This window comes from Citrobacter sp. C348, from assembly GCF_047467975.1.
Classification (GTDB): domain Bacteria; phylum Pseudomonadota; class Gammaproteobacteria; order Enterobacterales; family Enterobacteriaceae; genus Citrobacter; species Citrobacter gillenii.
The window spans coordinates 60,692-84,185 of record NZ_JASJUJ010000001.1; the positions used below are offsets into that span (position 1 = coordinate 60,692).

Sequence of the window (23,494 nt, forward strand, 5' to 3'; positions counted from 1 at the left end):
CGTATTAATCAAATCAGAATGGGTAATCGTTATAACCCATTTGTTCTGAAATTTTACGCGCAGCCGTGTGCAGCATTTCGACATATTCGTGCAAGCGTTCTTCAGAAAAACGCAGAGTTGGGAATGAAATACTCAAACCTGCAATGACGACGCCGAAACGATCAAAGACCGGAACGCCGATACAGCGCAGCCCTTCTTCCTGCTCTTCGTTGTCTTCACCGTAGCCTTGCTCACGCACTTTATCCAGCAGCTGCAGCAGCTCATCAGTGCTGGTGATTGTACGATCGGTGCTGCGCTTGTATTCCACGCCTTCAAGGATCTGTTTTACTTCGTCGCGATCACGCCATGCTAGTAGCACTTTACCGATCGCCGTGCTGTATAACGGGTTACGACGACCTACGCGAGAATACATGCGTAAATTGTACATTGAGTCGATTTTATGGATGTAGACAATGCTGTCTTCGTCCAGTGCACCGAGGTGTACCGTCTCTTTAGTTAAACGCGACAGTTCACGCATCTGAATATCAGCGCTACGGATCAGATCGACGTTTTGCAACGCGCGTGCGCCCAGCTCAAACAGTTTCAGAGTCAGAGAGTATTTCTCAGACTCACCTTCCTGGGCCACATAACCCAACGTTTTCATGGTTTGTAAAAAGCGATAAACGGTGCTTTTTGACATCATGACGCGTTGCGACAATTCGGTTATACCAATTTCGCGCTCTTCACCCAGCGCCTGCAGAATGCCAAAAACTTTCAGCACGGAAGAAACAGAATCGGGTTGTTTATCCAGATCTGCGATAGCCATTTATCACCTCATTACGAGTGTTTTATAAAAATCAGAACCGGTTTTTATTATAATTTCACGTACCGATGCTCGCAATCCATCTTTGCCCACTTAGTTACAAATCTGCGACATAACACCTAAATATCAATGCTAAAATTATTATTCTCATCATAATTTCCGACAATATTGACTTCCTATGGATAAATTTCAGGCCGATGGCCTGCCGCTGCCCCAACGATATGGCGCAATATTAACCATTATTATGGGTATTTCGATGGCCGTACTGGATGGTGCAATTGCCAATGTTGCCCTGCCGACGATTGCCACCGATCTTCAGGCCTCCGCGGCCAGTTCAATCTGGGTCGTTAATGCCTATCAAATTGCGATAGTGGTTTCACTACTCTCATTTTCTTTTTTGGGCGACATGTTTGGATACCGACGTATTTATAAATGCGGACTTGTCGTTTTTCTGCTCGCGTCTCTCTTCTGCGCATTATCAGATTCCCTGCAGATGCTCACGCTGGCGCGCGTGGCACAAGGGTTTGGCGGAGCCGCATTAATGAGCGTGAATACGGCGCTGATCCGGCTTATTTACCCTCAACGCCAACTGGGGCGCGGAATGGGTATTAATTCGTTCATCGTGGCGGTCTCGTCTGCCGCGGGTCCGACTATTGCCGCGGCGATCCTCTCCATTGCCTCATGGAAATGGTTGTTTTTGATTAACGTACCGCTTGGAATTATTGCTCTACTGCTGGCTATGCGCTTTTTGCCCGCAAACGCTGCGCGCAGCAATAAACCTCGTTTTGATTTACCCAGCGCGGTGATGAATGCGTTAACGTTCGGTTTGCTGATAACTGCACTCAGTGGGTTTGCCCAGGGACAGTCACTCACGCTAATCGGGGCTGAACTGGCGGGACTTCTCGTGGTGGGATATTTCTTTGTCCGTCGACAGCTGTCACTACCTGTACCGCTGTTACCGGTTGATCTGCTACGCATACCGCTTTTTTCGCTCTCCATCGGCACCTCGATCTGTTCATTCTGCGCGCAAATGTTGGCCATGGTCTCTCTCCCCTTCTTTTTACAAACCATGTTGGGTCGTAGTGAAGTTGAAACTGGTCTGTTGTTGACCCCATGGCCGCTGGCCACCATGGTTATGGCACCGCTGGCGGGTTACCTGATTGAGCGCGTCCACGCCGGGCTGTTAGGGGCATTAGGTATGCTGGTGATGGCGTGCGGGTTATTTTCTCTGGTGTTGCTGCCCTCCGCCCCGTCGGACTTCAATATTATCTGGCCGATGATTCTGTGCGGTGCGGGCTTTGGTCTGTTCCAGTCACCAAACAACCATACCATCATCACTTCCGCGCCGCGTGAACGCAGCGGTGGCGCAAGCGGGATGCTGGGAACTGCGCGTTTACTGGGCCAAAGCACCGGTGCCGCGTTAGTGGCGTTGATGTTGAATCAGTTTGGCGACAGCGGTACCCACCTGTCACTGCTGGCGGCTGGCATTCTGGCGACGCTTGCCGCTATTGTCAGCGGACTGCGGATCACCCAACCTCGGATTCAGGCGTAAAAAAAGCGCGTCTAACGACGCGCTTCTTCATTATTTAACCTGCTGCGGGTTATTTCAGGTATTCCCCACTGCGCAGCGCTTCAATACGCTTATCCAGCGGTGGGTGAGTCATAAACAGCTCACTCAACGATTTAGATTTACCGTTGATACAGAAGGCCATCATGCTGGTTGCTTCCTGAGGCTCATAGCTGGTTTTCAGACGCTGCAGCGCAGCAATCATTTTCTCACGACCGACCAGCTTGGCAGAGCCCGCATCCGCATGGAATTCACGATGACGTGAGAACCACATGGTAATGATGCTCGCCAGAATACCAAACACCAGCTCCAGTACCGTCGCTACAGCGAAGTAGATTAACGGGTTGCCGTTACTACCCTCGCCTTCTTCACGGTTTCCGCCCATAAAGCCAGCGGCGAGTTGCGCCAGAATACGCGAGATAAAGATAACAAAGGTGTTCACCACGCCCTGGATTAGCGTCATGGTGACCATATCGCCATTGGCAATGTGGCTGATTTCATGCGCAATAACGGCTTCGGCTTCATCCGGGCTCATGTTTTGCAACAAGCCAGTACTAACAGCCACCAGCGACGCATCCCGGCGCGCACCGGTAGCAAATGCGTTAATATCTGGCGCATGGTAAATAGCCACCTGCGGCATAGCGATCCCAGCCTGACGGGCCTGATTCGCCACCGTATTCATCAACCAGCGTTCTCTTTCATTACGCGGCTGTTCAATCACTTCCCCGCCAACGGACTTTAACGCCATCCATTTAGACATCAGCAGCGAAATGAAGGAACCACCAAAACCAAACAGCAGTGCCATAATCAACAAGCCTTGAACGCTGCTTGACTGGATCCCTGTCAGGCTCAATACCAGCCCGAAAACGACCATCACAGCCAGGTTCGTCAGCAGGAAGAGCGCGATTCGCATCATAATTTTCTTTTAACCTCAATTTAACAAAACGCACTATGCGATTACCCATATCGTATGGGTCTTATGGCTATTTTCAAGCATCCATAGGTGCTAAGTCACCAGAAAGACACAACTTTACATTTTATCGTATCAGACTGACGTCTTCATGCGCTTGTTAAAAAAACAGGCACAATTTCTTGTGCCTGTTGGATATTACTGTTTAGTCGCTGACTGTTCCGCTGGCTTGTCTTTTTCAAGACGCGCCAGGTCGAGCGCGATTTTCACCGTCTCATCGAGATACGGATCCGGCTCCTGGTAATCCTTCGGCAGATCGTCCAGTTTCTTCAGCGGCGGTTTGCCTTCACGCTTCAAGCGATCGTTGATACGCGCCAGACGCAGGGCATCATCTTCGTTATTCTCTTTCTCACGCTGAGCGTAATTCAGAGACGCGATGTTGCGTTTATCTTTCAGGGCATTGAAACGGGCAATATCCTTCATGATGTACTGGAATTCAGGATCTTTAACGATACGCGCATTATGTTCTTTCAGTAATTCAGGGCCAAACGGCGTTAAATTATCTGACTTCGCATAGGTTGCTGCATCAACGCTATCCCACGGTAAGGCGTTATCTTCGAACTTCTCACCGGTTTCAGTTTCTTCATTGCCTGTCGGCATGATGATATCCGGCGTCACGCCCTTACGTTGCGTGCTGCCACCGTTAACACGGTAGAATTTCTGGATAGTGTACTGAACGGAACCCAGCGCTGGCCATTCCGGACGCAGCATCTGATCGTAGATACGGTTCAGAGAACGGTACTGCTGCACGGTGCCTTTACCAAAGGTCGGTTCCCCGACGATTAACGCACGGCCGTAATCCTGCATTGCCGCGGCAAAAATCTCAGACGCCGAGGCACTGAAACGGTCAACCAGCACCACCAACGGGCCTTTATAATAAACAACGCCATCGGTATCGCTGTCTTCCCGCACTTTGCCGTTGTTATCACGAACCTGAACAACCGGACCAGAAGGAATAAACAAACCAGAAAGCGAGACGGCCTCAGTCAGTGCGCCACCACCATTGGTGCGCAGATCGATGATTACGCTGCTGACATTCTGTTTTTCCAGCTTCTGCAGCTGAACTTTAACGTCATCCGTCAAACCAACATAGAAACCAGGGATATCCAGTACGCCGACTTTTTCTTTGCCAACGGTTTTGACCGACATTTTAACGGCGCGGTCTTCCAGACGAATACGTTCACGCGTTAGCGTAACGGTACGTGTCTTGGTGCCTTTACCTGCAGGCAGGATTTCAAGGCGAACCTTGCTACCCTTTGGCCCTTTGATCAGCGCAACGACGTCATCGAGACGCCAGCCAATGACATCAACGACGCCTTTACCGGCCTGGCCGACACCAACAATACGATCGCCAACGCTTATCGCCTTGCTTTTGGCTGCCGGACCACCTGCTACCATTGAATTAATAACGGTATAGTCATCATCCATTTGCAGAACCGCGCCAATACCTTCCAGAGACAGGCTCATTTCTGTATTGAACTGTTCGGTATTCCGCGGAGACAGGTAGTTGGTATGCGGATCGATTTCGCGCGCAAACGCCGTCATCGCCAGTGAGAACACATCTTCACTGTTAGTTTGCGCCAGACGACGAATAGCAAATTTGTAACGACGGGTCAGCGTTTCACGAATTTCAGCATCGCTTTTACCGGTCAGTTTCAGGCTCAGTTCGTCAAATTTAACCTTGCCGTCCCACAATGCGTTTAGCTCGGCTTCGCTTTTTGGCCATGGGGCCTTGCTGCGATCGAGGTTAAACGTGTCGTTACCGGTGAAATCCATTGGACGCGCCAGCACGCTTAACGCGTACTGGTAACGTTCAAACCGGCGCTTTTGCGCCAGATTGTAGAGATCGTAAAAGACATCCAGCTTGCCCGTGCGCAGTTCATCACCGATAACGGTTTTCTTTTTAGCAAACTGCTCTATATCGCTCGCTAACAGCACGTTATGGCTGTAGTCGAGCAGATTCAGATAGCGGTCAAAAATTTTAGCCGAAAACGCCTGATCCAGATCGAACTGGCGATAATGAGAGCGCGTAAAGCGTGAGGTAACACGTTCGCTCACCGTCGCGTGCTGCGTTTCTTCCTTTAGTATAGGGAGTTGATCGGCACGCGTGATGTCTTCCACAGCGAGTGCCTGGCCTGCTAATGCAAGCAGACCAGCTAACGCAGTAAGCCTAAAAAAAGTGTTCATGCCAGGCCAGGCCTCCGTTTCAGAACACCAAGTGTTCTGCGCGTACAATCAAAGACATACCCGAATTCAGCTGTACACGGACGCCATCTTTGGTGATTTCTAATACGGTGGCATCCATCGCATTATTACCTGCTTTCACCTTTAAGGACTGCCCTACTTTCAGCACTGAAATATCAGACACTGGAGTATGCTGTTCTTCGCGAGGTGCTCGCGGTGCTTGAGCGGCCGGTTTTTCAGCGCGAGGTTTACGCTCAACACCTTCTTTACGACGTGGAGCAGGACGCGGCTTACGCTCGCGACGCGGTGCGCCGTCTTTTTCACCAGCAGCAGCAGCCGCTTCACGTTTTTTCGCCTGTTGCTCGGCACGTTGCGCCTGAACGCGAGCTTTTGCTTCTTCAAGCTGTTTGCGCGCATGTTCGACGTGCTGCTCATCCAGCTCACCGCATGGGTTGCCGTCGAGATCAACACGCGTTGCGCCCAGCTTAACGCCATACAGATAGCGCCAGCTTGAAGTATAGAGACGTAAGGCAGAACGAAGCTGTGTCTTGCTGAGGTTCATTTCCCCCTCAACACGCTCTACCAGATCCTGAAAAATGCCAATTTTCAGCGGGCGCGCTTCGCCTTCCGCACTAAAACACTGCGGGAAGCGTTCGGCCAGAAACGCGATAACTTCTTTACTGCTATTCAACTTAGGTTGATTTTCCATGAAATTTCCTGATTACAACGGACGTAGCCAACAAGCGCAGGCATGAACAGGCGTCATTATAATGACGCCATCAGTAATTGCTACGTTATCCGTTGATTATCCTGCGACGGTCGCAAAGAATTTTTTGTAATCCGTCATTGCAAGCACGGTTTCAAGCTGCGCCACCAGCGTACGCAGCCCCTGTTCATCCTCTTCAGTAAACCGGCCAAATGCGGTGCTATCAATATCCAGCACGCCGATTATCTGATTTTCGACCGTGATCGGCAGAACGATTTCCGCATTGCTGGCGGCATCACAAGCGATATGTCCGTCAAAGGCATGCACGTCTTCAATACGCTGAACCTGATTCTTTGCCACCGCGGTACCACATACGCCCCGCCCAACAGGGATGCGCACGCAGGCAATCTTTCCCTGGAAGGGACCGAGCACCAGCGTGTCGTTTTCGAGCAGATAAAACCCCGCCCAGTTCACTTCTGAAAGACGTTCGTACAGCAAGGCGCTGGTATTTGCCAACGTTGCCAGAAAACTGGTTTCACCTGCCATTAATGCGTGAAAATCACGGTTCAGATCCGTGTATAGCTCTATTTTGTTCATTATGTAATCACTTAGTTGTCTTACTTAAAACTGCAGCCTACTAAAATAAACATTAAATGCGTTAATGCTCAAGATCATTCCCGTCATGGGTTAAGATAACATTACTCTAACACTTTGATCCGCGATACATGGCCCTAAATACTCCACGCATCAAGCCATCCAAAAAAATAGCGATCAGGTCCGTCGGTGAGGCGCTACCCCGTGCGCACTACCAGCGTTGCCCCGAATGCGACATGCTATTTAGCTTGCCAAAAATGCGTTCGCACCAAAGTGCATACTGTCCCCGCTGCCAGGCAAAAATCCGTGACGGACGCGATTGGTCGTTGACGCGACTGGCGGCAATGGCCTTCACCATGCTGCTGCTGATGCCTTTTGCCTGGGGAGAGCCGCTGTTACATATCTTTTTACTCGGCATTCGCATTGACGCCAATGTGGTTCAGGGCATCTGGCAGATGACCCGTCAGGGCGATCCGCTGACCGCATCCTTCGTGCTATTTTGCGTCATGGGCGCGCCGATAATACTGGTTACCTCAATCGCCTACCTGTGGCTGGGCAACATACTGGGTATGAATCTGCGCCCGGTTTTGCTGATGCTGGAAAGGCTCAAAGAATGGGTCATGCTGGATATTTACCTGGTCGGTATCGGCGTCGCCTCGATCAAAGTACAGGACTATGCTTTTTTGCTGCCGGGCGTGGGGCTGTATGCATTTATTGCGTTGGTGATCCTCAGCATTCTGACGCTGTCGCATCTCAATGTGGAACAATTGTGGGAGCGTTTTTATCCGCAAAGGCCCGCCCGGCGCCCCGATGAGCAGCTTCGTGTGTGCCTTGGCTGTCACTTTACAGGCTATCCGGATGCCCGGGGGCGCTGCCCGCGTTGTCATATTCCGTTGCGTTGGCGCAGGAATCAAAGCGTACAAAAGTGCTGGGCCGCGCTGCTGGCCTCGATTGTCCTACTGCTGCCTGCTAATCTGCTGCCCATCTCGGTTATTTACGTTAACGGCTCCCGGCAGGAAGACACTATCCTGTCTGGTATTATGTCGCTGGCAAACAGCAATGTTGGCGTCGCAGCAATCGTCTTTATCGCCAGTATTCTGGTGCCTTTCACCAAAGTGATCGTGATGCTTACTCTATTGATTAGCATCCATTTTAAATGTGAACAGGGCTTACGCACGCGCATTCTGCTGCTGCGCATTGTGACCTGGATTGGCCGCTGGTCGATGTTGGATCTGTTTGTTATTGCCTTAACCATGTCGCTGATTAATCGCGACCAGATACTGGCTTTTACTATGGGACCAGCTGCGTTTTATTTCGGCGCAGCGGTAATTTTGACTATTCTTGCTGTGGAATGGCTGGACAGCCGCTTACTTTGGGATGCACATGAGTCAGGAAACGCCCGCTTCGCAGACTGAAGCGCAGATTAAAACAAAACGCCGCATTTCTCCATTCTGGCTGCTGCCGTTCATCGCCCTAATGATCGCCGGGTGGTTGATCTGGGGAAGCTATGAAGATCGTGGCAGCACTGTAACTATCGACTTTATGTCTGCGGATGGCATTGTGCCAGGCCGGACTCCCGTTCGCTATCAGGGTGTCGAAGTTGGCACGGTGCAGGATATCAGTCTCAGCAAAAATCTGCGCAAGATTGAAGTTCGCGTCAGCATCAAAGCCAGCATGAAAGATGCTCTGCGTAAAGATACCCAGTTCTGGCTGGTTACACCGAAAGCGTCGCTGGCGGGGGTCTCCGGACTCGATGCGCTGGTCGGCGGGAACTATATTGGCATGATGCCCGGAACCGGTGAGCCGAGAGATCATTTCGTCGCCCTGGATACGCAGCCCAAGTATCGCCTGAATAACGGCGATTTAATGTTGCATCTGCATGCACCTGACCTCGGCTCCCTCAACAGCGGCTCGCTGGTATATTTCCGCAAAATACCGGTAGGCAGGGTATATGACTACACCATTAACCCCAATAATCAGGGCGTAACCATCGATGTGCTAATTGAGCGCCGATTTACTAATCTGGTCAAAAAAGGCAGCCGTTTCTGGAACGTGTCTGGGGTCAATGCGGATATCAGCCTCAGTGGAGCGAAGGTTAAGCTGGAAAGTCTGGCCGCACTGGTCAATGGTGCCATCGCCTTTGACTCACCGGAAGATTCACAGCCGGCTGCCGCTGATGACACATTTGGTCTGTATCAAGACCTTGCCCACAGCCAGCGCGGTGTGATCGTGAAGCTGGAACTTCCCAGTGGAGATGGGCTAAAAGCGGGATCGACATCCCTGATGTACCAGGGCCTGGAGGTCGGCGAGCTGACAAAACTGGAACTAATCCCAGGAGGCAAAGTCACCGGCGAAATGACCGTAGATCCGAGCGTTGTCTCGTTGCTGCGGGACAATACGCGCATTGAACTACACAGCCCCAAATTGTCGTTGAGTGATGCGAACCTCAGTTCGCTGTTAACCGGTAAAACCTTCGAACTGGTCCCTGGCGAAGGCGAACCCCGCAGTCAGTTTGTGGTGGTTCCCGGTGAAAAATCCTTACTCCACGATCCCGGCGTGATGACCCTCACCCTGACCGCACCGGAAAGCTACGGCATCGAGGCGGGTCAACCGCTGATCCTGCATGGCGTCCAGGTTGGACAAGTGATTGAACGTACGCTGTCCAGCAAAGGCGTCTCATTTACCGTTGCCATCGAACCCCAGCATCGCGATCTGGTACAGGGTGACAGCAAATTTGTCGTTAACAGTCGGGTTGACGTCAAAGTAGGCATTGACGGCGTGGAGTTCTTAGGAGCCAGCGCCAGCGAATGGATTAGCGGCGGTATTCGTATTTTACCCGGCACCAAAGGTGAAATGAAAACCAGCTATCCGCTGTATGCCAACCTGGAGAAGGCGATTGAAAACAGCCTGAGCGATCTGCCTACCACCACGCTCAGTCTGCGCGCAGAAACGCTGCCCGATGTGCAGGCCGGTTCGGTGGTGCTGTACCGTAAATTCGAAGTGGGGGAAGTGATTAACGTTCGCCCCCGCGCCGATGCGTTTGATATCGATTTACACATCAAACCGGAATACCGCAACCTGTTGACCAACAACAGCGTGTTCTGGGCAGAAGGCGGCGCAAAAGTTCAACTTAACGGTAGCGGTCTGACCGTGCAGGCTTCTCCGCTATCACGCGCACTCAAAGGGGCAATTAGCTTCGACAATCTGAGCGGTGCCAGCGCCAGCCAGCGCAAAGGGGACAAGCGGATCCTGTACGCCTCAGAAACCGCCGCACGTGCCGTGGGCGGCCAGATTACCCTGCACGCCTTTGACGCCGGGAAACTCGCCGCGGGCATGCCCATTCGCTATCTGGGCATCGATATCGGTCAAATCCAAACCCTGGAACTCATCACCGCACGCAATGAAGTGCAGGCAAAAGCGGTACTGTACCCGGAATATGTCCAGACCTTTGCGCGCAGCGGAACTCGCTTCTCGGTGATTACCCCGCAAATCTCAGCGGCAGGCGTGGAGCACCTCGATACCATCTTGCAGCCTTATATTAACGTGGAGCCGGGTCGCGGGAATCCACGCCGTGATTTTGAGCTTCAGGAAGCCACTATTACCGACTCGCGTTATCTTGATGGCCTGAGCATCGTGGTCGAGGCGCCGGAAGCCGGGTCGCTGAATATCGGCACTCCGGTTCTGTTCAGAGGTATCGAGGTGGGTACCGTCACCGGGCTGACGCTGGGTTCGCTTTCTGACCGCGTGATGATTGCCATGCGCATCAGCCAGCGCTATCAGCATCTGGTGCGTAATAACTCCGTGTTCTGGCTGGCGTCCGGCTACAACCTCGACTTCGGCCTGACCGGCGGCGTGGTGAAAACCGGGACCTTTAATCAGTTCATTCGCGGTGGTATTGCCTTCGCCACTCCACCGGGTACGCCACTGGCGCCGAAAGCACAGGCAGGAAAACACTTCCTGTTGCTGGAAAGCGAACCCAAAGAGTGGCGTGAATGGGGAACCGCCCTGCCGCGTTAATATCCTTCCTGCTCCGGCGTACTCGCGTCGGAGCAAATATGCTACACTTCGCGCCTGTTTTTTTTCCGGTGGTAACAAGTGGCTTATTTTCCTGACGCCTTTCTGACTCAAATGCGGGAAGCAATGCCTTCCACGCTCTCTTTCGATGATTTTCTCGCCGCCTGCCAGCGTCCGTTACGACGCAGCATTCGTGTCAATACGCTGAAAATCTCCGTTGCCGATTTCCTCGCCTTAACGGCACCTTACGGCTGGTCGCTCACGCCGATCCCTTGGTGTGAAGAAGGGTTCTGGATCGAGCGTGACGAAGAGCAGTCAGTCCCACTGGGCAGCACCGCCGAGCATTTAAGTGGGCTGTTTTATATTCAGGAAGCCAGTTCAATGCTGCCGGTTGCCGCGCTGTTTGCCGAGGGGAACACTCCGGATCGGGTGATGGACGTAGCCGCCGCGCCGGGTTCAAAAACCACGCAAATCGCCGCAAAAATGAAGAATAAGGGCGCGATCCTGGCCAATGAGTTTTCCGCCAGTCGCGTTAAAGTGCTGCATGCCAATATCAGCCGCTGCGGGATAGCCAACGTTGCCCTCACCCACTTTGACGGACGCGTATTTGGCGCAGCGTTGCCAGAATCCTTCGATGCCATTCTGCTGGACGCACCGTGCTCCGGTGAAGGCGTAGTGCGTAAAGATCCCGATGCGCTGAAAAACTGGTCCATCGACAGTAATCTTGAAATTGCCGCCACCCAGCGCGAACTGCTCGACAGCGCGTTTCATGCCTTACGCCCCGGCGGCACGCTAGTGTATTCCACCTGCACGTTGAACCGTGATGAAAATGAACTCGTCATGCAGTGGCTGCAGGAGTCCTATCCGGACGCCGTAGAGTTTCTCCCATTGGGTGATTTGTTCCCGGAAGCCGAACGCGCGCTGACGCCAGAAGGTTTTCTGCATGTCTTCCCGCAAATTTACGACTGCGAAGGATTCTTTGTTGCCCGTTTGCGAAAAACAGCCGCTATCCCTCCTCTGCCTACCCCTAAATATAAGGTCGGCAATTTCCCGTTCAGCCCATTGAAAGGTCGTGAAACCGCGCAAATCACCGCAGCGGCTAACGCCAGCGGATTACAATGGGAAGAAAATCTGCGCCTCTGGCAGCGTGATAAAGAAGTCTGGTTGTTCCCTGTAGAGATTGAATCATTGATTGGTAAAGTGCGGTTTTCCCGCCTCGGGATTAAGCTGGCGGAAACCCACAATAAAGGGTATCGCTGGCAACATGAGGCCGTCATCGCTCTCGCCAACCCGCATCATCGCAACGCGTTCGAACTGAACCTTGAAGAAGCAGAAGAGTGGTATCGCGGCAGAGATGTTTACCCGCAGACCGCGCCTGCCACCGACGATGTGCTGGTCACTTTCCAGCACCAGCCGGTTGGGCTGGCAAAACGGATCGGTTCACGGTTGAAGAACAGCTATCCACGCGATCTTGTCCGGGATGGCAAACTCTTTACAGGATAACGCACCTTTTTACTGGCGCTTTTGCTCACGTTGACTACGCTGAAAAATGGACGGCCTAACTGGTCGTACCACAACCAGCAAATTGACGGAGAGCACGATGATGAAAACCAGTGTGCGCATTGGCGCTTTTGAAATCGACGACGCCGAGTTACATGGCGAATCGCCGGGAGATCGAACGTTAACCATTCCGTGTAAATCCGATCCGGATTTATGTATGCAACTGGACGCCTGGGATGCCGATACCAGCGTCCCGGCCCTCCTTAATGGCGAACATTCTGTTCTATTCCGTGAGCACTACGATCGTAAGTCAGATGCCTGGATCATGCGTTTTGCCTGATTCAAAAAGAACCCGTCGCCAGACGGGTTATTTATCTATTCCTTTCCCCCTCGCAGCAACCTCTTCTACACTATGTGTACGGCAGTACAATTTGAGGATGGAATGTTCACGCTGGTTCTTTTTGTTTGCTATCTGGATGGCGGTTGTGAAGATATCGTGGTCGATGTCTACAATACGGAGCAGCAGTGCCTTATTTCGATGGACGATCAGCGGATTCGCAATGGTGGATGCCTGCCGGCAGATGGCTATATCGACAGTTTCTGGCGACCTGCGCAGGAATATAGCGATTTTTGATTATTGTAATTGCACCAGCGTAAGCTCGCCGCCGAATACTGCGCCGGTATCGATATAGTGCAGGTTATCAACGTCCAGCCGATGGCGCAGCGGCGTATGACCAAACCAGAAATGGTCCGCACCACCAACTCCGCCACTTCTGTTCATCAACCGCGAGCGATCCCACAATACCCGCTGTAAATCGACATGCTTTTGCCATTGATATTCATCATCCGGGTAATCGGCATGGGCAATAACGTGCACACCATTCTGACAGCGCAGTTCCACAATCCAGGGTAATTGCTGACACGCCTCAAGCGCATGCCTCGCCGCCGGTTGTGCGGAATGGGTAAACCACTCTCCCCCGTTCATTTGCCACAGCAACTGTTCTCCCGTTGTCAGCGCATCCAGCGCCATCTGCTCATGATTCCCCCTGACCGCTACCATCCAGTTTTTGCGCAGTAACAGCAGACAGCGCAAACTGTCTGGCCCACGGTCAATCACATCACCGACAGAAACCAGCAGATCCTGCCACGGATCAAACCGGTAATGACGTAATTTAACCATCAACATGGAAAAACAGCCGTGGAGATCCCCCACCACCCAGACGTGGCGCCAGCGCGTACCTTCTATTTTCTGGTAGACAGGGCCATGGTGTTCCATTTGACCTCACGGATGCAGCGATCGCTCTGATAATAATTTAACAATAGCAGCAAAAAAGCCTGGACGATTGAGGGGCGGAGTATGGTATGGTTTGGCAAGAATACAGCATGCGACACGCAGTGTTTTGCCTTGGACGGCATCGTATTCGACAGATAAAAAGAGACCGAATACGATTCCTGTTTACAACTCAAAACGCAACAACCTATAAAATTCAATAAGTTAACATCAAAAACCCACTAAAAAACACCTCCTGATACTTACTATTGCACCCGTTCAAGATCAATCAGTTGCTATTGGTTTCGTGGCGTCGTCGGGAAAAATTCGGGATCGCTTTCAACGAGCGCCCATCCATTTTTAAGAATTCATCAATTCACAAAACCATCATTCCGATTTACCTTACAAATTCCTTTTAAATCATTACCGGTGCGCACCACTTTTTCTTCCTGCCCTATACTTTCAGTCTGACATATGGCTGGAGGTTTCTATGTGTGGACGTTTTTCACAGTCAATGACACGAGAGGACTATCTTGCCCTGCTCGCTGAAGAAGGTGAACGCGACATTCCATACAATTTTGAACCAACTAGCTGATTGAATGCGGCAAGATATCAAAATCCTTCTGCAGTTAAATTTATATAGCTCGCGGTTACGCGTGTTATATAGAATGTGAAAACAATGAAAATAAAGTAATAAATATTAAGGCAAATTGGCATCCTCGACTAATTTTGTCAATTTATCTATAGATAACGGCTTTGAGTAATACCATCCCTGTACACCGCACTCAGGGAACATTTCAGTTAAATAATTAACCTGAGTTGATGTTTCCACACCTTCGAATACGACCTTATGAGTTATATCTTTAAAAATCTCTACCAATCCTGATAATAAATTATTACTTATAGAGTATTCATCGATAGAGTCTGTAATTGATTTATCAATTTTAATTTCATCTATTTGTAAACTTGACAGCCAGTTTAAATTTGAATAGCCCGTCCCGAAATCATCAATGGCTATTGAAATACCTTTATCATTAAATAAAGAAATTACCTTTTGGAGTGAATTTAGATCCGCACTCTGTCTTTCTGTTAATTCCATCATTATCATTCCGGGCTTTATATTTAATTCATCGATCATCTGAAACACTTTTCTTTGAAAAGATTCAGACAAAAGGTCTTGAGAACTAACATTAATGCTTATAAAGACATTAAATTTTTCAGAAAGAGACCTAGCTTCTTTTACTACCATTCGAAATACAAGATTACTTACATCTTGAATTAAATTATGTCTCTCTGCAATAGGGATAAAAATATCAGGAGGAATGCTACCAATATCATGGTCATCCCATCTAATTAGTGCCTCTACACCAATAACCTTACCGGTTTTTATTTTATAAATAGGTTGATATACAAGATATAATGATTCATTTCTTATGGCATTTTTTAATCTTGATACTAATGATTGTTTGCGTGCAACCTTTTGATTATAAACAACGCCTAAAAGAACACCTGTTACAATAGATGTAAATGCAATCAACAAAATCATTAACCAATTATCGAAACTCACCCACGTGAATTTAACTCCTCCCATGACACAGATGTCATATTTTCCATTACAACTTTGCGTAGTAATAAGTCCTAACTGATAGGATTTATCATGTTTAGCCTCCTCAAGCAGATCGACCAGATCACCAAACCTAAACAAATGAAGAGAATGATCTCTATTGCCGACAATTGCTGAAAATCCTTTCTCTTCATGGTCTGTAGCAAATCTGTTAAAAGCAAATGGTGAAATCGTTATAGCTAATTTTTGGTTGCTTAGTAAATCAGCTTTAACATTATTTTCCAACAACACGCCAAAAAACCACGTCAAGTTATCCTTTTCAACTTTTCTATCGTATATGTTGAGTAATAATGGTGCTGGCAACTTGCCCCACAACGCAGTACAAGTAATTGCCCCATTAGAAATAAATGATATATCCTTTATAAGTGCATAAGGCCATAGAGCGATTCTTACAGCATGAAGCTGTAGTTCACTACAGGGACTATAAGCATCAAACACCTCATAACCATCATTTATTTCATCAATTTGTTGAATGAGACTAACACTTCTATTCAATACTCGTTCTGTATATGAACCGATACGCTCCTTATATATATAATAAGTAGAAATCTCAGTTAACGACAAAAACAGCAAAAATGAAAATGTGATTGATATCACATAGGGCTTAAGTTTAGTCAATTTGTAGTTCTTTATCACACAAACCTCTTAATATATCTTAACCCTTTGTGACAACATACATTCCACTATCAATTTACAATGTTGAACATACAATTAAAATAGATTATCGGCAACAATAGTTGTTTCTTTATACTTTCCATTAGAAATGGACATCATACTATAGTACAAAACTATATAAGTGAGATTTATGTCTCCATTTCAATCAAGTACATGTCTCCCTACATGTACAAACATCGTGAACATGATAGCATTCAAGGGGGCTGAGTATGATGAGGGAGCGTTCTTCCCCCGATGCTGATGTCCGGGTAAAACCGATGATGACACTTCCGGCAATCAACACTGACGCCAGCAAGCACGAGAAGGAACAGATAAGCCGTACTGTGCAGGAAATGTTTGAAGAGGCTGATATGTGGCTGGTTTCAGATTAAACGCCTTGAACCGTCATATTGCTTAAGTACAATCCGCCGTGACTGGCAATCATTCAATACTCGCACTATCGAGCGTTCGCCAGGCGGCCGCAGCCATGCTCCTGCATACGGTGTGGTTGCGGCAGCTCCCCATTGTTATTTCGCTTTATGATATTGCCTGCTGAGCGTCCAGAACTGAATTATCTGGCGGTGAGCTGTTCAACAATTATCTTCAGCGCTTCCATGCCTGCTTTCAGTTGATTAATTTCGTCTTCCTGCGCTTCGTTTTCATCCATCAGGGAAATAATGGCTGCGTGGTGAACAGCGGCCAGTACGCCGGAATCGCCAGCCTGCACAGATAAGGCATCTTTAACTACAGTACCGTCCCTGAGTTCAATATCGCCGGCAGTGACTTTCGCCTCCGGGTATGCCTCATACAGTCCTTCAGCAAGAACACCGATGCCGAAACGTCCGTCAGCATTTTTTGTTTTCAGTCGCCAGGTACATGCACGGATTATCCGCATCGTTTCGCGCGGATTCTGGATGTCTTCGACTTTCTCTTTAATTTTGACGGTCGAACCGCCGTTAACCCAGTTCCCGGTGGCGGTGGCGTTACCATTATTGCCATTAAACCGCCACATGTGCGGTGTGGTTCCCGATTCATAAGTCCAGGAGAGGACATACTCGGGGTTCATTTCGTTTGACCATGCTGACCACGTAAATGCCCCACCGTAGTTACCCGGCCAGTACATCTTGAAACTCATGTGCGGATACAGATAGCCTTTACCTTGTACATTCATCTGTTCATGGTAGAGACCGTAGTTGCGGTTTCCGGCATAGAGGGAGTCAAAGCTCCCCGGCGATGCGTTGACCTTGCCAAAAGGGCTGGTTATCTGGCCTCCGGATTTGCCGCCGATGGTGTTAAGGCGGACATCATTCCCCTCACAGAAAGAACCTGCCCCGGCGCCAAAGGGACTTGATAACCCCGTCCCGCCCTGTGCTTTTGGCACCACGCCGCTTACCAGGTCTGCCTTGCCATCAAGTGTCTGAACAATACCGTTCCACGCAGGGCCGATGAATGTTGTTCCATCAGGCAGCCTGACAGTGATGGTTCCGGTGCCGCTGAATACCTGCTGCCAGTTCTGTTTGTCATAGTTCAGTCCGCGCAGGGCTTCTGCAGCTTGTGTTACTGCAGCAGCGGTGACCAGGTTCATCGCAATACGAGGAACTGCATACCAGGCCGAACCTGATTGCGTTGGTCCGGTGAAATTACTCACCAGTGTCGCAGATGTGTTGCTGTTGACGGTCTTAACCGGGAGGGTGTACGGAACGCCACCGACCGTAACGACAATAAAATCACCGGCCGCCAGTTCTGTGGTAAATGCGGTTCCGCTGCCAGCGACCGCAGCAGAGTTATTCGTCAGGGTTAATGTTCCTGCTGACATTGATTTCTCCTGAATTCAGATAATAAAAAACCCTGCCGGAGCAGGGTTTTTCCTGGGGTTTGATTTAATCGTAACTGGCCGTTTTAATTGCGGTCGTTGTTGTGTGGAAATCGACTCCGCTCGGCGTCCAGGAGCCGGGGGGGATCTCACCAAACCTGGCGCTAATAATTGAATTAACCCCGTCAAAATAACAGCACATGCCTATAGGCGTTTGTAATGTCCCTGACGATGAGACCGCAACCCGATACCCTGCTGCCTGAGGCACGATTGCATATTTACCGGGTAGCGTATAATTGATATTAGCGCCGTTATTAGCACTTCCCCCCGGTACGCCTATCTGTCTTATATCGGTTAATATCTTCGTTTCATTTGTGAGAACGCATTTGCCATTAGTGTCCCAAATAGCCATACCCCACGATGGCGGTATCTGAGCCTTAGTGGTAAACAGATAGACTTCGAGGTCAATGTTATTATACAGACCAACCGTCTGCCTTGCTGATATGGTTACATTATTCCCGGTAATGGAATATTCAAAGAATGCCGGGCCGCCCGTTGTGACACAAAAGGGAAGGATAATGTCTTCAGTCTTTACTGTCGCATTAACCGTTATAAACTGACCAGAGCCACTGGCAGTCAGTTTCTGGTCTAAAGCAATCGATGTTGTCTCAGTCGTAAAAAACTCAACACCATCATCAGTGGAAAGATATGCCCCATAAGCCATTATGCTTTCTCCTGATAGAACACGAGGACTGCCGCAATGGCTGGCTCCGTATTAATCTCATATTGCCCGGTACCCGCCGGGGAGCACGTAATTGTTCCTCCGCTTACAGTGAATATCCTTCTTAGCCCTGTATTAACGTTTTCAAGCGGGGCCTGAACGTATTTAAGAACATACCCGCTTCTGATGGCGAAAGACCAGGTGCCTGACTGAGAAAAACTTGTGACGGTCGCTCTACCCAGGACCATTGTTGGCTTGACCCCGTAGTTATTTTTGACACCGTTTGCATCCCACGTCTGAATACCCCATGCCATCAGAACACCCCTGTTATTTTCCCGATCTGAACACGAAGCACCCCATTCCCGTCCTTGACGCTATAGTTGAGATTACTCATTCTCGACGCCCCCTCACCTGCCACAGCCCCGTTAACCTCAAACGTTCCGTCTGATTTCATAATGGTCCCTGTTTTTCCCGTTACATAATTAGCGGACCGCAGCTCACCAATTTTTGCCAGCGTTATATGCCCATACTGAATAAATGCATCACTGATAAACACCTGGCCATTGACCACCGCGAATGGAGAATATTGCGTATCACCGCTGCCACTCATCAGGACGAACTGGTTAGCGTTAAACCCGACGCGGGTGTAGGCGAAGGAGTAGATTGCAGCTCGCTGCGTTTCGCTAACCGGCACCCTGATATGCGGATCGACCTGTCGGGCAATCCTCTTCAGGTCTGCCCGGGTCAGCGCATCACACTCTTTATCGGTGTAGCGCTTGTTGCGGGTGATATCGGAACCAGTGTGACCATCGCAGACCGTGAGAACGTCGACCACATCGCGATAAGCAACGTATTCGCGCCCCTCCAGTCCATCCTTACCGGACAGCATGACGGTGGCAATAGCGATAGCACCGCCGCCCATTGCCGCAATAAGTTTACTTCTCAGTGCTGGGGACATCGTCGCCTCCTGCTTTTCTTCTGTACTCCCTGTCCCGGTAGTACCAGTTGATGACGAACGTTCCAATTGTGCAGGCGATACCTACGACCAGCGCCCAGTCGTTCAGTGAGAGGGCACCAAATAGGGTCGTCGTGGTTCCCGCGCCAACTGCGGCACCATTAGTGAATTTTTCCATGCGATGCATATCTCTCACCTCGCTGTTTGCGGGTGCTGTGTGTTTTAAATGAGGGTCAGGCTTCACGGGCTGAATTTATCAACAAAGCACGTAGCGGATGATTCCCGTGAGCCTGAAATAGAAGAGCCCCAGCGGGTGCCAGGGCTCAAAATCATTGGTTCGATACTATGATGGGTATAAATTAATTCACTAACCACCCCATCTGATTTATTAAGCTTTTCCCGTCTGGCGTAATTTTCAAGGCCAGCCAATCGTCATTAGCTTTGCTTTGTACTGCAGTGATAAAATTTTGCTGGCGTAGGGAATAAATCGCATCATTAACATTATCTCCCAGAACACCTGGGAAGGAGGTTCTCTGTATGGCATTAGCATTTCTGCCCTGCATCGCAAGAAGCTTGAGAATATCGATTTGAAGCGGTGTTAAGTTCATATCTACCTCCCTTGTTGTGTTTGTCTATTTTACCAGTTCGGAAATGGTCATAACCCGGCCGGGAGGCCCTTAAATATGAACTACATCACAATATTTAAACAACAAAAAACCCGCACAAGGCGGGTTAGCGTGACACTGCCAGTGCATACAACAATGGCACAATATCAGATTCACACGAAATATATGCTAATTAGTTCATTTCTGCAATACCTTGCTGATAATTTGCTGCCTTTTGTTGTGAACGTGATCGCGAAACATGATGTAGCGACTGTGAGTCCAGCCCCTTATACAGACTGACCATTGCATCGTAATGTTCCACGTAATTCTGAGACCAGTTTGTTTTGTTAACGCCCACCAGCGCAGCGAGATCACCATACTGATAGGCATCGCGCCCGGCCAGTTCCGCTTTCACATCCTGCGCCGCCAACCATATCAACTGCCGTAAACGATCAATGGTCTTCTTCGCCACCTTTTTTCCGGCCAGATGCTCGCAGAATTTCGACCATGCCCACTGAGTAATCAGCACCTGATTATCCCAGCGCACATTCTCGCTGTAGTTCCATAGCAGCCAGGCCTTCTGGTGCTCTTCGAGCGTCATCAGTGCGCGGCGCCACGATGCGGTGGAGTATTCAACTGGCTGCACCAGCGGAATATGCGATCCCTTGGCATGCGACTGTTTACCTGGGATTGGCGGGTTATCCAGAGTTATCATCTCGCCAGTAACCTCATCCTTCACCTTCATCTTCTTCCGCTTAAAGGTACCGGTATCGAACTGCGCGTTCTCAAGCCAGGCCATTAACTGCCCTTTCGTCGCACCACTCAGATCGGCGGTGGCCACTATCAGCTGCTGGCGCACGTATTCGAGAAATTGAGTGTTCATACAGCACCGCCTATGGTTTTGATGTAATTCTTCAATATTCGGTAGTCCGTCAGCACAGAGCCGGGAAAGTGGTATAAGCGCAATCGTTGCCAACGAACGCGGAGGTGATCGGCAAAATAGGATTCAAATGTCATGCGGCCTCCCTGCTCTTAATTAACCCACGGCGAAGCGCGCTGTAGTGCTTCCTAATGATTTCGAGTTCTTCGATGGTGTATCGGTGTGGGACGTTATTGTTTTCGAGTGCCTCGACGCACTCAGGCCCGATTTTCTCGATAAGACCAAGGCGGTACTGCTGCTGATTACCCGACAGCTGCACGTTGCAGTGGTGACACTGTTTACTGATATTGTCTTCGTGATAGCGGAGATGTGATGCCTTACCGCGTGATCGGTAGTGACCTGCTTCCCACTGGACGGTTTCGAACGTCCCGCAGCTAATACACGGAAGGACATGGTCACGCTCGCGGATGTAGTCGTTGACGACACGCTGCGTTAAATCTTCCCAGTGTTTCAAAGGTTTCACAGCAGCTTTGCGCTGGCGCCAGGCGGCTCGCTCTTTCTTCTCAGTGGCGCGCTGTTTGGCGGACTCCTTGCGCCGTGCATCCTCCCGGACTTTTCTGGTCTGCTCTTTCCCGACGGCGCTGGCGCACTCGTAACCACATACGGTCTGCGTGCCTCGCACCGGGTGGAACCACTGGCGGCATTCTTTGTTAGCGCACTTACGGCGCGGTAGCTTAGCCATGCTCACCCCCACGCCTTGTTTTGCCAGGCACGGCTTGGGCGCGGGGCTTTCTCGGTTTCCGGTAACTGCACACTGACAGTCCAGGTGATGTTGTCACGATTAAGACTGCGTTCTACCGTGGCGCCACGAAGGCGGTAAGTGGCCACCAGCTCGTCGGCCTGCTCGGTTGTGCATTCGTGATGGTGGAACCAGGAATATTTCATGGTCATCACCCCGCAAAGCTCATGAGCTGAGATGCGGCGTTTTCCGCTTCATGTTGGTCCTTGAATGTCCGGGACAATACCCAACGCCACAGAACATCGAACGCAGATTTGTACAGCTGCTGGAACTCGGTTTCGTCCATGTTGGCGAAGGCTATGCTGCGAGGGTGTTTGCGAAGGGTACCGTCGGGAAGCTGGATAGCGTCGTAGTGGCCGGATTCGACAATTACCCATGAACGGTATGCATCATAGGATTTGCAGATGCTGATACTACCGGCGCGCTTATCAGCGATGCGGTCCAGATACTGTTCGGCAGCATCCAAAAGAGCGCCTTCGTTTCCACCAAATGCCGCGAGGAATTTAGCGTACCCGGTCACCAATTTTCGTTCGTTGGAAGAGATCGCCCCGCCTGTGGGTTCCCAGTATTCAAACCCGAGATTCAGTAGCGCAAAGAAACGGCGATGGAATGCGGGATTCCTCACCTGACGAAATTCGGCTACCAGTACGGCGCCGAGTTTGATTTTTGATTGCAGTAAATCACTGGTCTCGGGCGTTGCCGGGATCAGGATACCTGAAGACTGCTTGATTAGTTGTAGCTGCGCCATGGTTTCTCTCCGTGGCGCATCAAGTTGTCAGTTGTTCAGGCTGACACTGACATTATGTACAGTTGATAATGGAAAATCAATGCAAGAAAAAAACCGCCGTAGCGGGTTGAATTAGCAATGTTTTATTACGCCGCTATTTGTTTCTGCTGACAGACATGATTACAGTAATCCGCGCATGAAAAACTCATGTAAAATCAAACTGTTTTTGCTGCGGAAATGACCGCGCTCATCAGGCCTTGATATGGGCCAAGATATCCATCAATATAGAAATGACCAGATAACCTATAGGCTCCCCTAAACCAGTAAATCTGACCAAATCCATCTTCATGTGGTGTGATCGTCAGTTGATAACCTGAAGAGTTACTTGTGCTGGGTTTTTCCTCAGGTTGTACATCTTCGAATTTATCAGTCCAAATCACCAACCACTTGGAATCGTCCGACTCTCCCAACTCAAAGTCATCACCATCCAGTTCAATATTCAGATAGATCTTTCTATGTGTATTTTCGCTCAAAAAACGCTCTAATGCTTTCGCTTCTCTTGAATAATGCTTTAAAGTGCAAATGTTTTCTCTTGGCTTTTTATCAGGAAATGAAATTTCCTTTGATGATGTAAAAGCTTTATAGGCGTAGTAGCAACTTGCTATAGAAACCAGAACACCCACAAAACTCAGAAAATTACCCAAGCTAAAATCCCCCATCATGAGCATTAAGATTTATAATCTATTTATATAGCGAATCATTGATATGTTGAGGTTGCACGTCCATCGCCAGATTAAAGAATCTAATCGCACAAGAGTTCCGACACTCTTTGAAAGTGACGTCTGACGCACTCAGATCGACGTTAACCTTGTCCTGCTCTTCTTTGGATTTTGCTGCGATATTCCAGTCAGACATTAGTCAGCAGTTCTCCCTCTTTTTTTCCTCGTTTCGTAAGGAGATCTGTAACCATCTACAGGGGCCACATCATCAGCCTCAAATCGCTTAGCGTTTGCTATATCGGATTGAAGCCTGTGTTTTTTATATCGCTTCCTCGCCGCTTTGTATTTCTCGGCAGGAGTCATTTCTTCGTGTGACATAAAAAAATTCCT

The 23,494-nt window shown here is 49.6% G+C and carries 26 protein-coding genes and 4 pseudogenes; 8 read left to right on the forward strand and 22 right to left on the reverse strand.

Annotated elements, in window-relative coordinates; all coding sequences use genetic code 11:
- Positions 1-13: 13 nt before the first annotated feature.
- Positions 14-805, reverse strand: coding sequence for a DNA-binding transcriptional regulator KdgR (gene kdgR, locus QNN86_RS00300; RefSeq protein ID WP_181617174.1), 792 nt, complete (start codon positions 803-805; stop codon positions 14-16).
- A gap of 175 nt (positions 806-980) precedes the next feature.
- On the opposite strand from kdgR, the gene QNN86_RS00305 reads away from it, so the two are divergent.
- Complete coding sequence (locus QNN86_RS00305) at positions 981-2,354, forward strand: MFS transporter (protein ID WP_182269686.1); 1,374 nt, start codon at positions 981-983, stop codon at positions 2,352-2,354.
- Positions 2,355-2,403: 49 nt separating this feature from the next.
- Here QNN86_RS00305 and htpX read toward each other — a convergent pair whose 3' ends face one another.
- The 4 genes from htpX to QNN86_RS00325 all read right to left on the reverse strand — a co-directional run bounded on the left by htpX (position 2,404) and on the right by QNN86_RS00325 (position 6,826).
- Positions 2,404-3,285 carry a protease HtpX gene (htpX, locus tag QNN86_RS00310; protein ID WP_181617176.1) on the reverse strand — a complete coding sequence of 294 codons (882 nt, stop codon included), beginning with the start codon at positions 3,283-3,285 and terminating at the stop codon, positions 2,404-2,406.
- A 192-nt stretch (positions 3,286-3,477) separates the two neighbouring features.
- Positions 3,478-5,526, reverse strand: coding sequence for a carboxy terminal-processing peptidase (prc, locus tag QNN86_RS00315; RefSeq protein ID WP_181617177.1), 2,049 nt, complete (start codon positions 5,524-5,526; stop codon positions 3,478-3,480).
- A 19-nt stretch (positions 5,527-5,545) separates the two neighbouring features.
- Positions 5,546-6,232, reverse strand: coding sequence for an RNA chaperone ProQ (gene proQ / locus QNN86_RS00320; RefSeq protein ID WP_181617178.1), 687 nt, complete (start codon positions 6,230-6,232; stop codon positions 5,546-5,548).
- A 96-nt stretch (positions 6,233-6,328) separates the two neighbouring features.
- The gene (locus tag QNN86_RS00325) at positions 6,329-6,826 is read right to left on the reverse strand and encodes a GAF domain-containing protein (RefSeq protein WP_181617179.1); all 498 of its coding nucleotides are present in this window, start codon (positions 6,824-6,826) and stop codon (positions 6,329-6,331) included.
- A gap of 128 nt (positions 6,827-6,954) precedes the next feature.
- On the opposite strand from QNN86_RS00325, the gene yebS reads away from it, so the two are divergent.
- The 5 genes from yebS to QNN86_RS00350 all read left to right on the forward strand — a co-directional run bounded on the left by yebS (position 6,955) and on the right by QNN86_RS00350 (position 12,971).
- The gene (gene yebS / locus QNN86_RS00330; RefSeq protein ID WP_414210484.1) at positions 6,955-8,238 is read left to right on the forward strand and encodes a membrane integrity lipid transport subunit YebS; all 1,284 of its coding nucleotides are present in this window, start codon (positions 6,955-6,957) and stop codon (positions 8,236-8,238) included.
- Positions 8,207-10,840, forward strand: a complete 2,634-nt coding sequence (locus QNN86_RS00335; protein WP_414210485.1) for an MlaD family protein — start codon at positions 8,207-8,209, stop codon at positions 10,838-10,840. Before yebS ends, QNN86_RS00335 begins: the two co-directional genes overlap by 32 nt.
- A 78-nt stretch (positions 10,841-10,918) precedes the next feature.
- The gene (rsmF, locus tag QNN86_RS00340; protein ID WP_414210486.1) at positions 10,919-12,340 is read left to right on the forward strand and encodes a 16S rRNA (cytosine(1407)-C(5))-methyltransferase RsmF; all 1,422 of its coding nucleotides are present in this window, start codon (positions 10,919-10,921) and stop codon (positions 12,338-12,340) included.
- A 100-nt stretch (positions 12,341-12,440) separates the two neighbouring features.
- Entirely contained in the window at positions 12,441-12,677 is a 237-nt protein-coding gene (locus QNN86_RS00345) for a YebV family protein (RefSeq protein ID WP_161959030.1), read from the forward strand.
- Between the two features lie 102 nt (positions 12,678-12,779).
- Complete coding sequence (locus QNN86_RS00350) at positions 12,780-12,971, forward strand: YebW family protein (RefSeq protein WP_045444034.1); 192 nt, start codon at positions 12,780-12,782, stop codon at positions 12,969-12,971.
- Here QNN86_RS00350 and pphA read toward each other — a convergent pair whose 3' ends face one another.
- Positions 12,972-13,613, reverse strand: a complete 642-nt coding sequence (gene pphA / locus QNN86_RS00355; RefSeq protein WP_182269683.1) for a protein-serine/threonine phosphatase — start codon at positions 13,611-13,613, stop codon at positions 12,972-12,974.
- A gap of 484 nt (positions 13,614-14,097) precedes the next feature.
- On the opposite strand from pphA, the pseudogene QNN86_RS00360 reads away from it, so the two are divergent.
- Positions 14,098-14,193, forward strand: a pseudogene (locus QNN86_RS00360) (SOS response-associated peptidase); the annotation flags it as partial.
- Between the two features lie 114 nt (positions 14,194-14,307).
- Here the strand turns inward: QNN86_RS00360 and QNN86_RS00365 are convergent.
- On the reverse strand, positions 14,308-15,867 hold the full coding sequence (locus QNN86_RS00365; protein ID WP_414210487.1) for an EAL domain-containing protein: 1,560 nt from the start codon (positions 15,865-15,867) through the stop codon (positions 14,308-14,310).
- Positions 15,868-16,127: 260 nt separating this feature from the next.
- Between QNN86_RS00365 and QNN86_RS00370 the strand changes: the two are divergent.
- Positions 16,128-16,277, forward strand: a pseudogene (locus QNN86_RS00370) (DinI-like family protein); the annotation flags it as partial.
- A 179-nt stretch (positions 16,278-16,456) separates the two neighbouring features.
- Here QNN86_RS00370 and QNN86_RS00375 read toward each other — a convergent pair.
- The 15 genes and pseudogenes from QNN86_RS00375 to QNN86_RS00445 form a co-directional block, all read right to left on the reverse strand.
- On the reverse strand, positions 16,457-17,701 hold the full coding sequence (locus QNN86_RS00375) for a tail fiber domain-containing protein (RefSeq protein ID WP_414210488.1): 1,245 nt from the start codon (positions 17,699-17,701) through the stop codon (positions 16,457-16,459).
- Positions 17,702-17,765: 64 nt separating this feature from the next.
- Positions 17,766-18,422: a hypothetical protein gene (locus tag QNN86_RS00380; protein WP_414210489.1), complete on the reverse strand. Its 657-nt coding sequence runs from the start codon at positions 18,420-18,422 to the stop codon at positions 17,766-17,768.
- Positions 18,422-18,733: a hypothetical protein gene (locus QNN86_RS00385; RefSeq protein WP_181617362.1), complete on the reverse strand. Its 312-nt coding sequence runs from the start codon at positions 18,731-18,733 to the stop codon at positions 18,422-18,424. Before QNN86_RS00385 ends, QNN86_RS00380 begins: the two co-directional genes overlap by 1 nt.
- A pseudogene (locus QNN86_RS00390) lies at positions 18,733-19,065 on the reverse strand (DUF1983 domain-containing protein); the annotation flags it as partial. The pseudogene QNN86_RS00390 and the gene QNN86_RS00385, both read right to left, overlap by 1 nt.
- A 57-nt stretch (positions 19,066-19,122) precedes the next feature.
- Positions 19,123-19,377: pseudogene (locus QNN86_RS00395) on the reverse strand (glycoside hydrolase family protein); the annotation flags it as partial.
- Complete coding sequence (locus tag QNN86_RS00400) at positions 19,355-19,561, reverse strand: phage holin family protein (RefSeq protein WP_110497822.1); 207 nt, start codon at positions 19,559-19,561, stop codon at positions 19,355-19,357. The pseudogene QNN86_RS00395 and the gene QNN86_RS00400, both read right to left, overlap by 23 nt.
- Positions 19,562-19,733: 172 nt before the next feature.
- On the reverse strand, positions 19,734-19,982 hold the full coding sequence (locus tag QNN86_RS00405) for a hypothetical protein (protein ID WP_181695498.1): 249 nt from the start codon (positions 19,980-19,982) through the stop codon (positions 19,734-19,736).
- A 190-nt stretch (positions 19,983-20,172) separates the two neighbouring features.
- A complete protein-coding gene (locus tag QNN86_RS00410; protein ID WP_414210490.1) occupies positions 20,173-20,862 on the reverse strand; it encodes a bacteriophage antitermination protein Q in 690 nt (229 codons plus the stop codon).
- Entirely contained in the window at positions 20,859-20,996 is a 138-nt protein-coding gene (locus tag QNN86_RS00415; protein ID WP_016156248.1) for a YlcG family protein, read from the reverse strand. The genes QNN86_RS00410 and QNN86_RS00415 overlap by 4 nt, the downstream gene beginning before the upstream one ends.
- Positions 20,993-21,601, reverse strand: a complete 609-nt coding sequence (locus tag QNN86_RS00420; RefSeq protein WP_414210491.1) for a recombination protein NinG — start codon at positions 21,599-21,601, stop codon at positions 20,993-20,995. Before QNN86_RS00420 ends, QNN86_RS00415 begins: the two co-directional genes overlap by 4 nt.
- A 2-nt stretch (positions 21,602-21,603) precedes the next feature.
- Positions 21,604-21,810, reverse strand: coding sequence for a hypothetical protein (locus tag QNN86_RS00425; protein ID WP_414210492.1), 207 nt, complete (start codon positions 21,808-21,810; stop codon positions 21,604-21,606).
- Positions 21,810-22,406 carry a DUF1367 family protein gene (locus tag QNN86_RS00430; protein ID WP_414210493.1) on the reverse strand — a complete coding sequence of 199 codons (597 nt, stop codon included), beginning with the start codon at positions 22,404-22,406 and terminating at the stop codon, positions 21,810-21,812. The genes QNN86_RS00425 and QNN86_RS00430 overlap by 1 nt, the downstream gene beginning before the upstream one ends.
- Before the next feature lie 194 nt (positions 22,407-22,600).
- Positions 22,601-23,089, reverse strand: a complete 489-nt coding sequence (locus QNN86_RS00435) for a hypothetical protein (RefSeq protein ID WP_164562704.1) — start codon at positions 23,087-23,089, stop codon at positions 22,601-22,603.
- A 37-nt stretch (positions 23,090-23,126) separates the two neighbouring features.
- Positions 23,127-23,300 (reverse strand): DNA polymerase III subunit theta, encoded by a 174-nt coding sequence (locus QNN86_RS00440; RefSeq protein ID WP_164562703.1) that lies wholly within the window; start codon positions 23,298-23,300, stop codon positions 23,127-23,129.
- Positions 23,300-23,482, reverse strand: coding sequence for a hypothetical protein (locus QNN86_RS00445; protein ID WP_175310237.1), 183 nt, complete (start codon positions 23,480-23,482; stop codon positions 23,300-23,302). Before QNN86_RS00445 ends, QNN86_RS00440 begins: the two co-directional genes overlap by 1 nt.
- Positions 23,483-23,494: the final 12 nt, after the last annotated feature.

What these genes read in the sequence shown, in the direction of transcription:
- kdgR (WP_181617174.1), bottom strand. Translation starts at nt 805, where the DNA reads ATGGCTATCGCAGATCTGGATAAACAACCCGATTCTGTTTCTTCCGTG.
- QNN86_RS00305 (WP_182269686.1), top strand. Translation starts at nt 981, where the DNA reads ATGGATAAATTTCAGGCCGATGGCCTGCCGCTGCCCCAACGATATGGC.
- htpX (WP_181617176.1), bottom strand. Translation starts at nt 3,285, where the DNA reads ATGATGCGAATCGCGCTCTTCCTGCTGACGAACCTGGCTGTGATGGTC.
- prc (WP_181617177.1), bottom strand. Translation starts at nt 5,526, where the DNA reads ATGAACACTTTTTTTAGGCTTACTGCGTTAGCTGGTCTGCTTGCATTA.
- proQ (WP_181617178.1), bottom strand. Translation starts at nt 6,232, where the DNA reads ATGGAAAATCAACCTAAGTTGAATAGCAGTAAAGAAGTTATCGCGTTT.
- QNN86_RS00325 (WP_181617179.1), bottom strand. Translation starts at nt 6,826, where the DNA reads ATGAACAAAATAGAGCTATACACGGATCTGAACCGTGATTTTCACGCA.
- yebS (WP_414210484.1), top strand. Translation starts at nt 6,955, where the DNA reads ATGGCCCTAAATACTCCACGCATCAAGCCATCCAAAAAAATAGCGATC.
- QNN86_RS00335 (WP_414210485.1), top strand. Translation starts at nt 8,207, where the DNA reads ATGAGTCAGGAAACGCCCGCTTCGCAGACTGAAGCGCAGATTAAAACA.
- QNN86_RS00345 (WP_161959030.1), top strand. Translation starts at nt 12,441, where the DNA reads ATGAAAACCAGTGTGCGCATTGGCGCTTTTGAAATCGACGACGCCGAG.
- QNN86_RS00350 (WP_045444034.1), top strand. Translation starts at nt 12,780, where the DNA reads ATGTTCACGCTGGTTCTTTTTGTTTGCTATCTGGATGGCGGTTGTGAA.
- pphA (WP_182269683.1), bottom strand. Translation starts at nt 13,613, where the DNA reads ATGGAACACCATGGCCCTGTCTACCAGAAAATAGAAGGTACGCGCTGG.
- QNN86_RS00375 (WP_414210488.1), bottom strand. Translation starts at nt 17,701, where the DNA reads ATGTCAGCAGGAACATTAACCCTGACGAATAACTCTGCTGCGGTCGCT.
- QNN86_RS00380 (WP_414210489.1), bottom strand. Translation starts at nt 18,422, where the DNA reads ATGGCTTATGGGGCATATCTTTCCACTGATGATGGTGTTGAGTTTTTT.
- QNN86_RS00385 (WP_181617362.1), bottom strand. Translation starts at nt 18,733, where the DNA reads ATGGCATGGGGTATTCAGACGTGGGATGCAAACGGTGTCAAAAATAAC.
- QNN86_RS00400 (WP_110497822.1), bottom strand. Translation starts at nt 19,561, where the DNA reads ATGCATCGCATGGAAAAATTCACTAATGGTGCCGCAGTTGGCGCGGGA.
- QNN86_RS00405 (WP_181695498.1), bottom strand. Translation starts at nt 19,982, where the DNA reads ATGAACTTAACACCGCTTCAAATCGATATTCTCAAGCTTCTTGCGATG.
- QNN86_RS00410 (WP_414210490.1), bottom strand. Translation starts at nt 20,862, where the DNA reads ATGAACACTCAATTTCTCGAATACGTGCGCCAGCAGCTGATAGTGGCC.
- QNN86_RS00415 (WP_016156248.1), bottom strand. Translation starts at nt 20,996, where the DNA reads ATGACATTTGAATCCTATTTTGCCGATCACCTCCGCGTTCGTTGGCAA.
- QNN86_RS00420 (WP_414210491.1), bottom strand. Translation starts at nt 21,601, where the DNA reads ATGGCTAAGCTACCGCGCCGTAAGTGCGCTAACAAAGAATGCCGCCAG.
- QNN86_RS00425 (WP_414210492.1), bottom strand. Translation starts at nt 21,810, where the DNA reads ATGACCATGAAATATTCCTGGTTCCACCATCACGAATGCACAACCGAG.
- QNN86_RS00430 (WP_414210493.1), bottom strand. Translation starts at nt 22,406, where the DNA reads ATGGCGCAGCTACAACTAATCAAGCAGTCTTCAGGTATCCTGATCCCG.
- QNN86_RS00440 (WP_164562703.1), bottom strand. Translation starts at nt 23,300, where the DNA reads ATGTCTGACTGGAATATCGCAGCAAAATCCAAAGAAGAGCAGGACAAG.
- QNN86_RS00445 (WP_175310237.1), bottom strand. Translation starts at nt 23,482, where the DNA reads ATGTCACACGAAGAAATGACTCCTGCCGAGAAATACAAAGCGGCGAGG.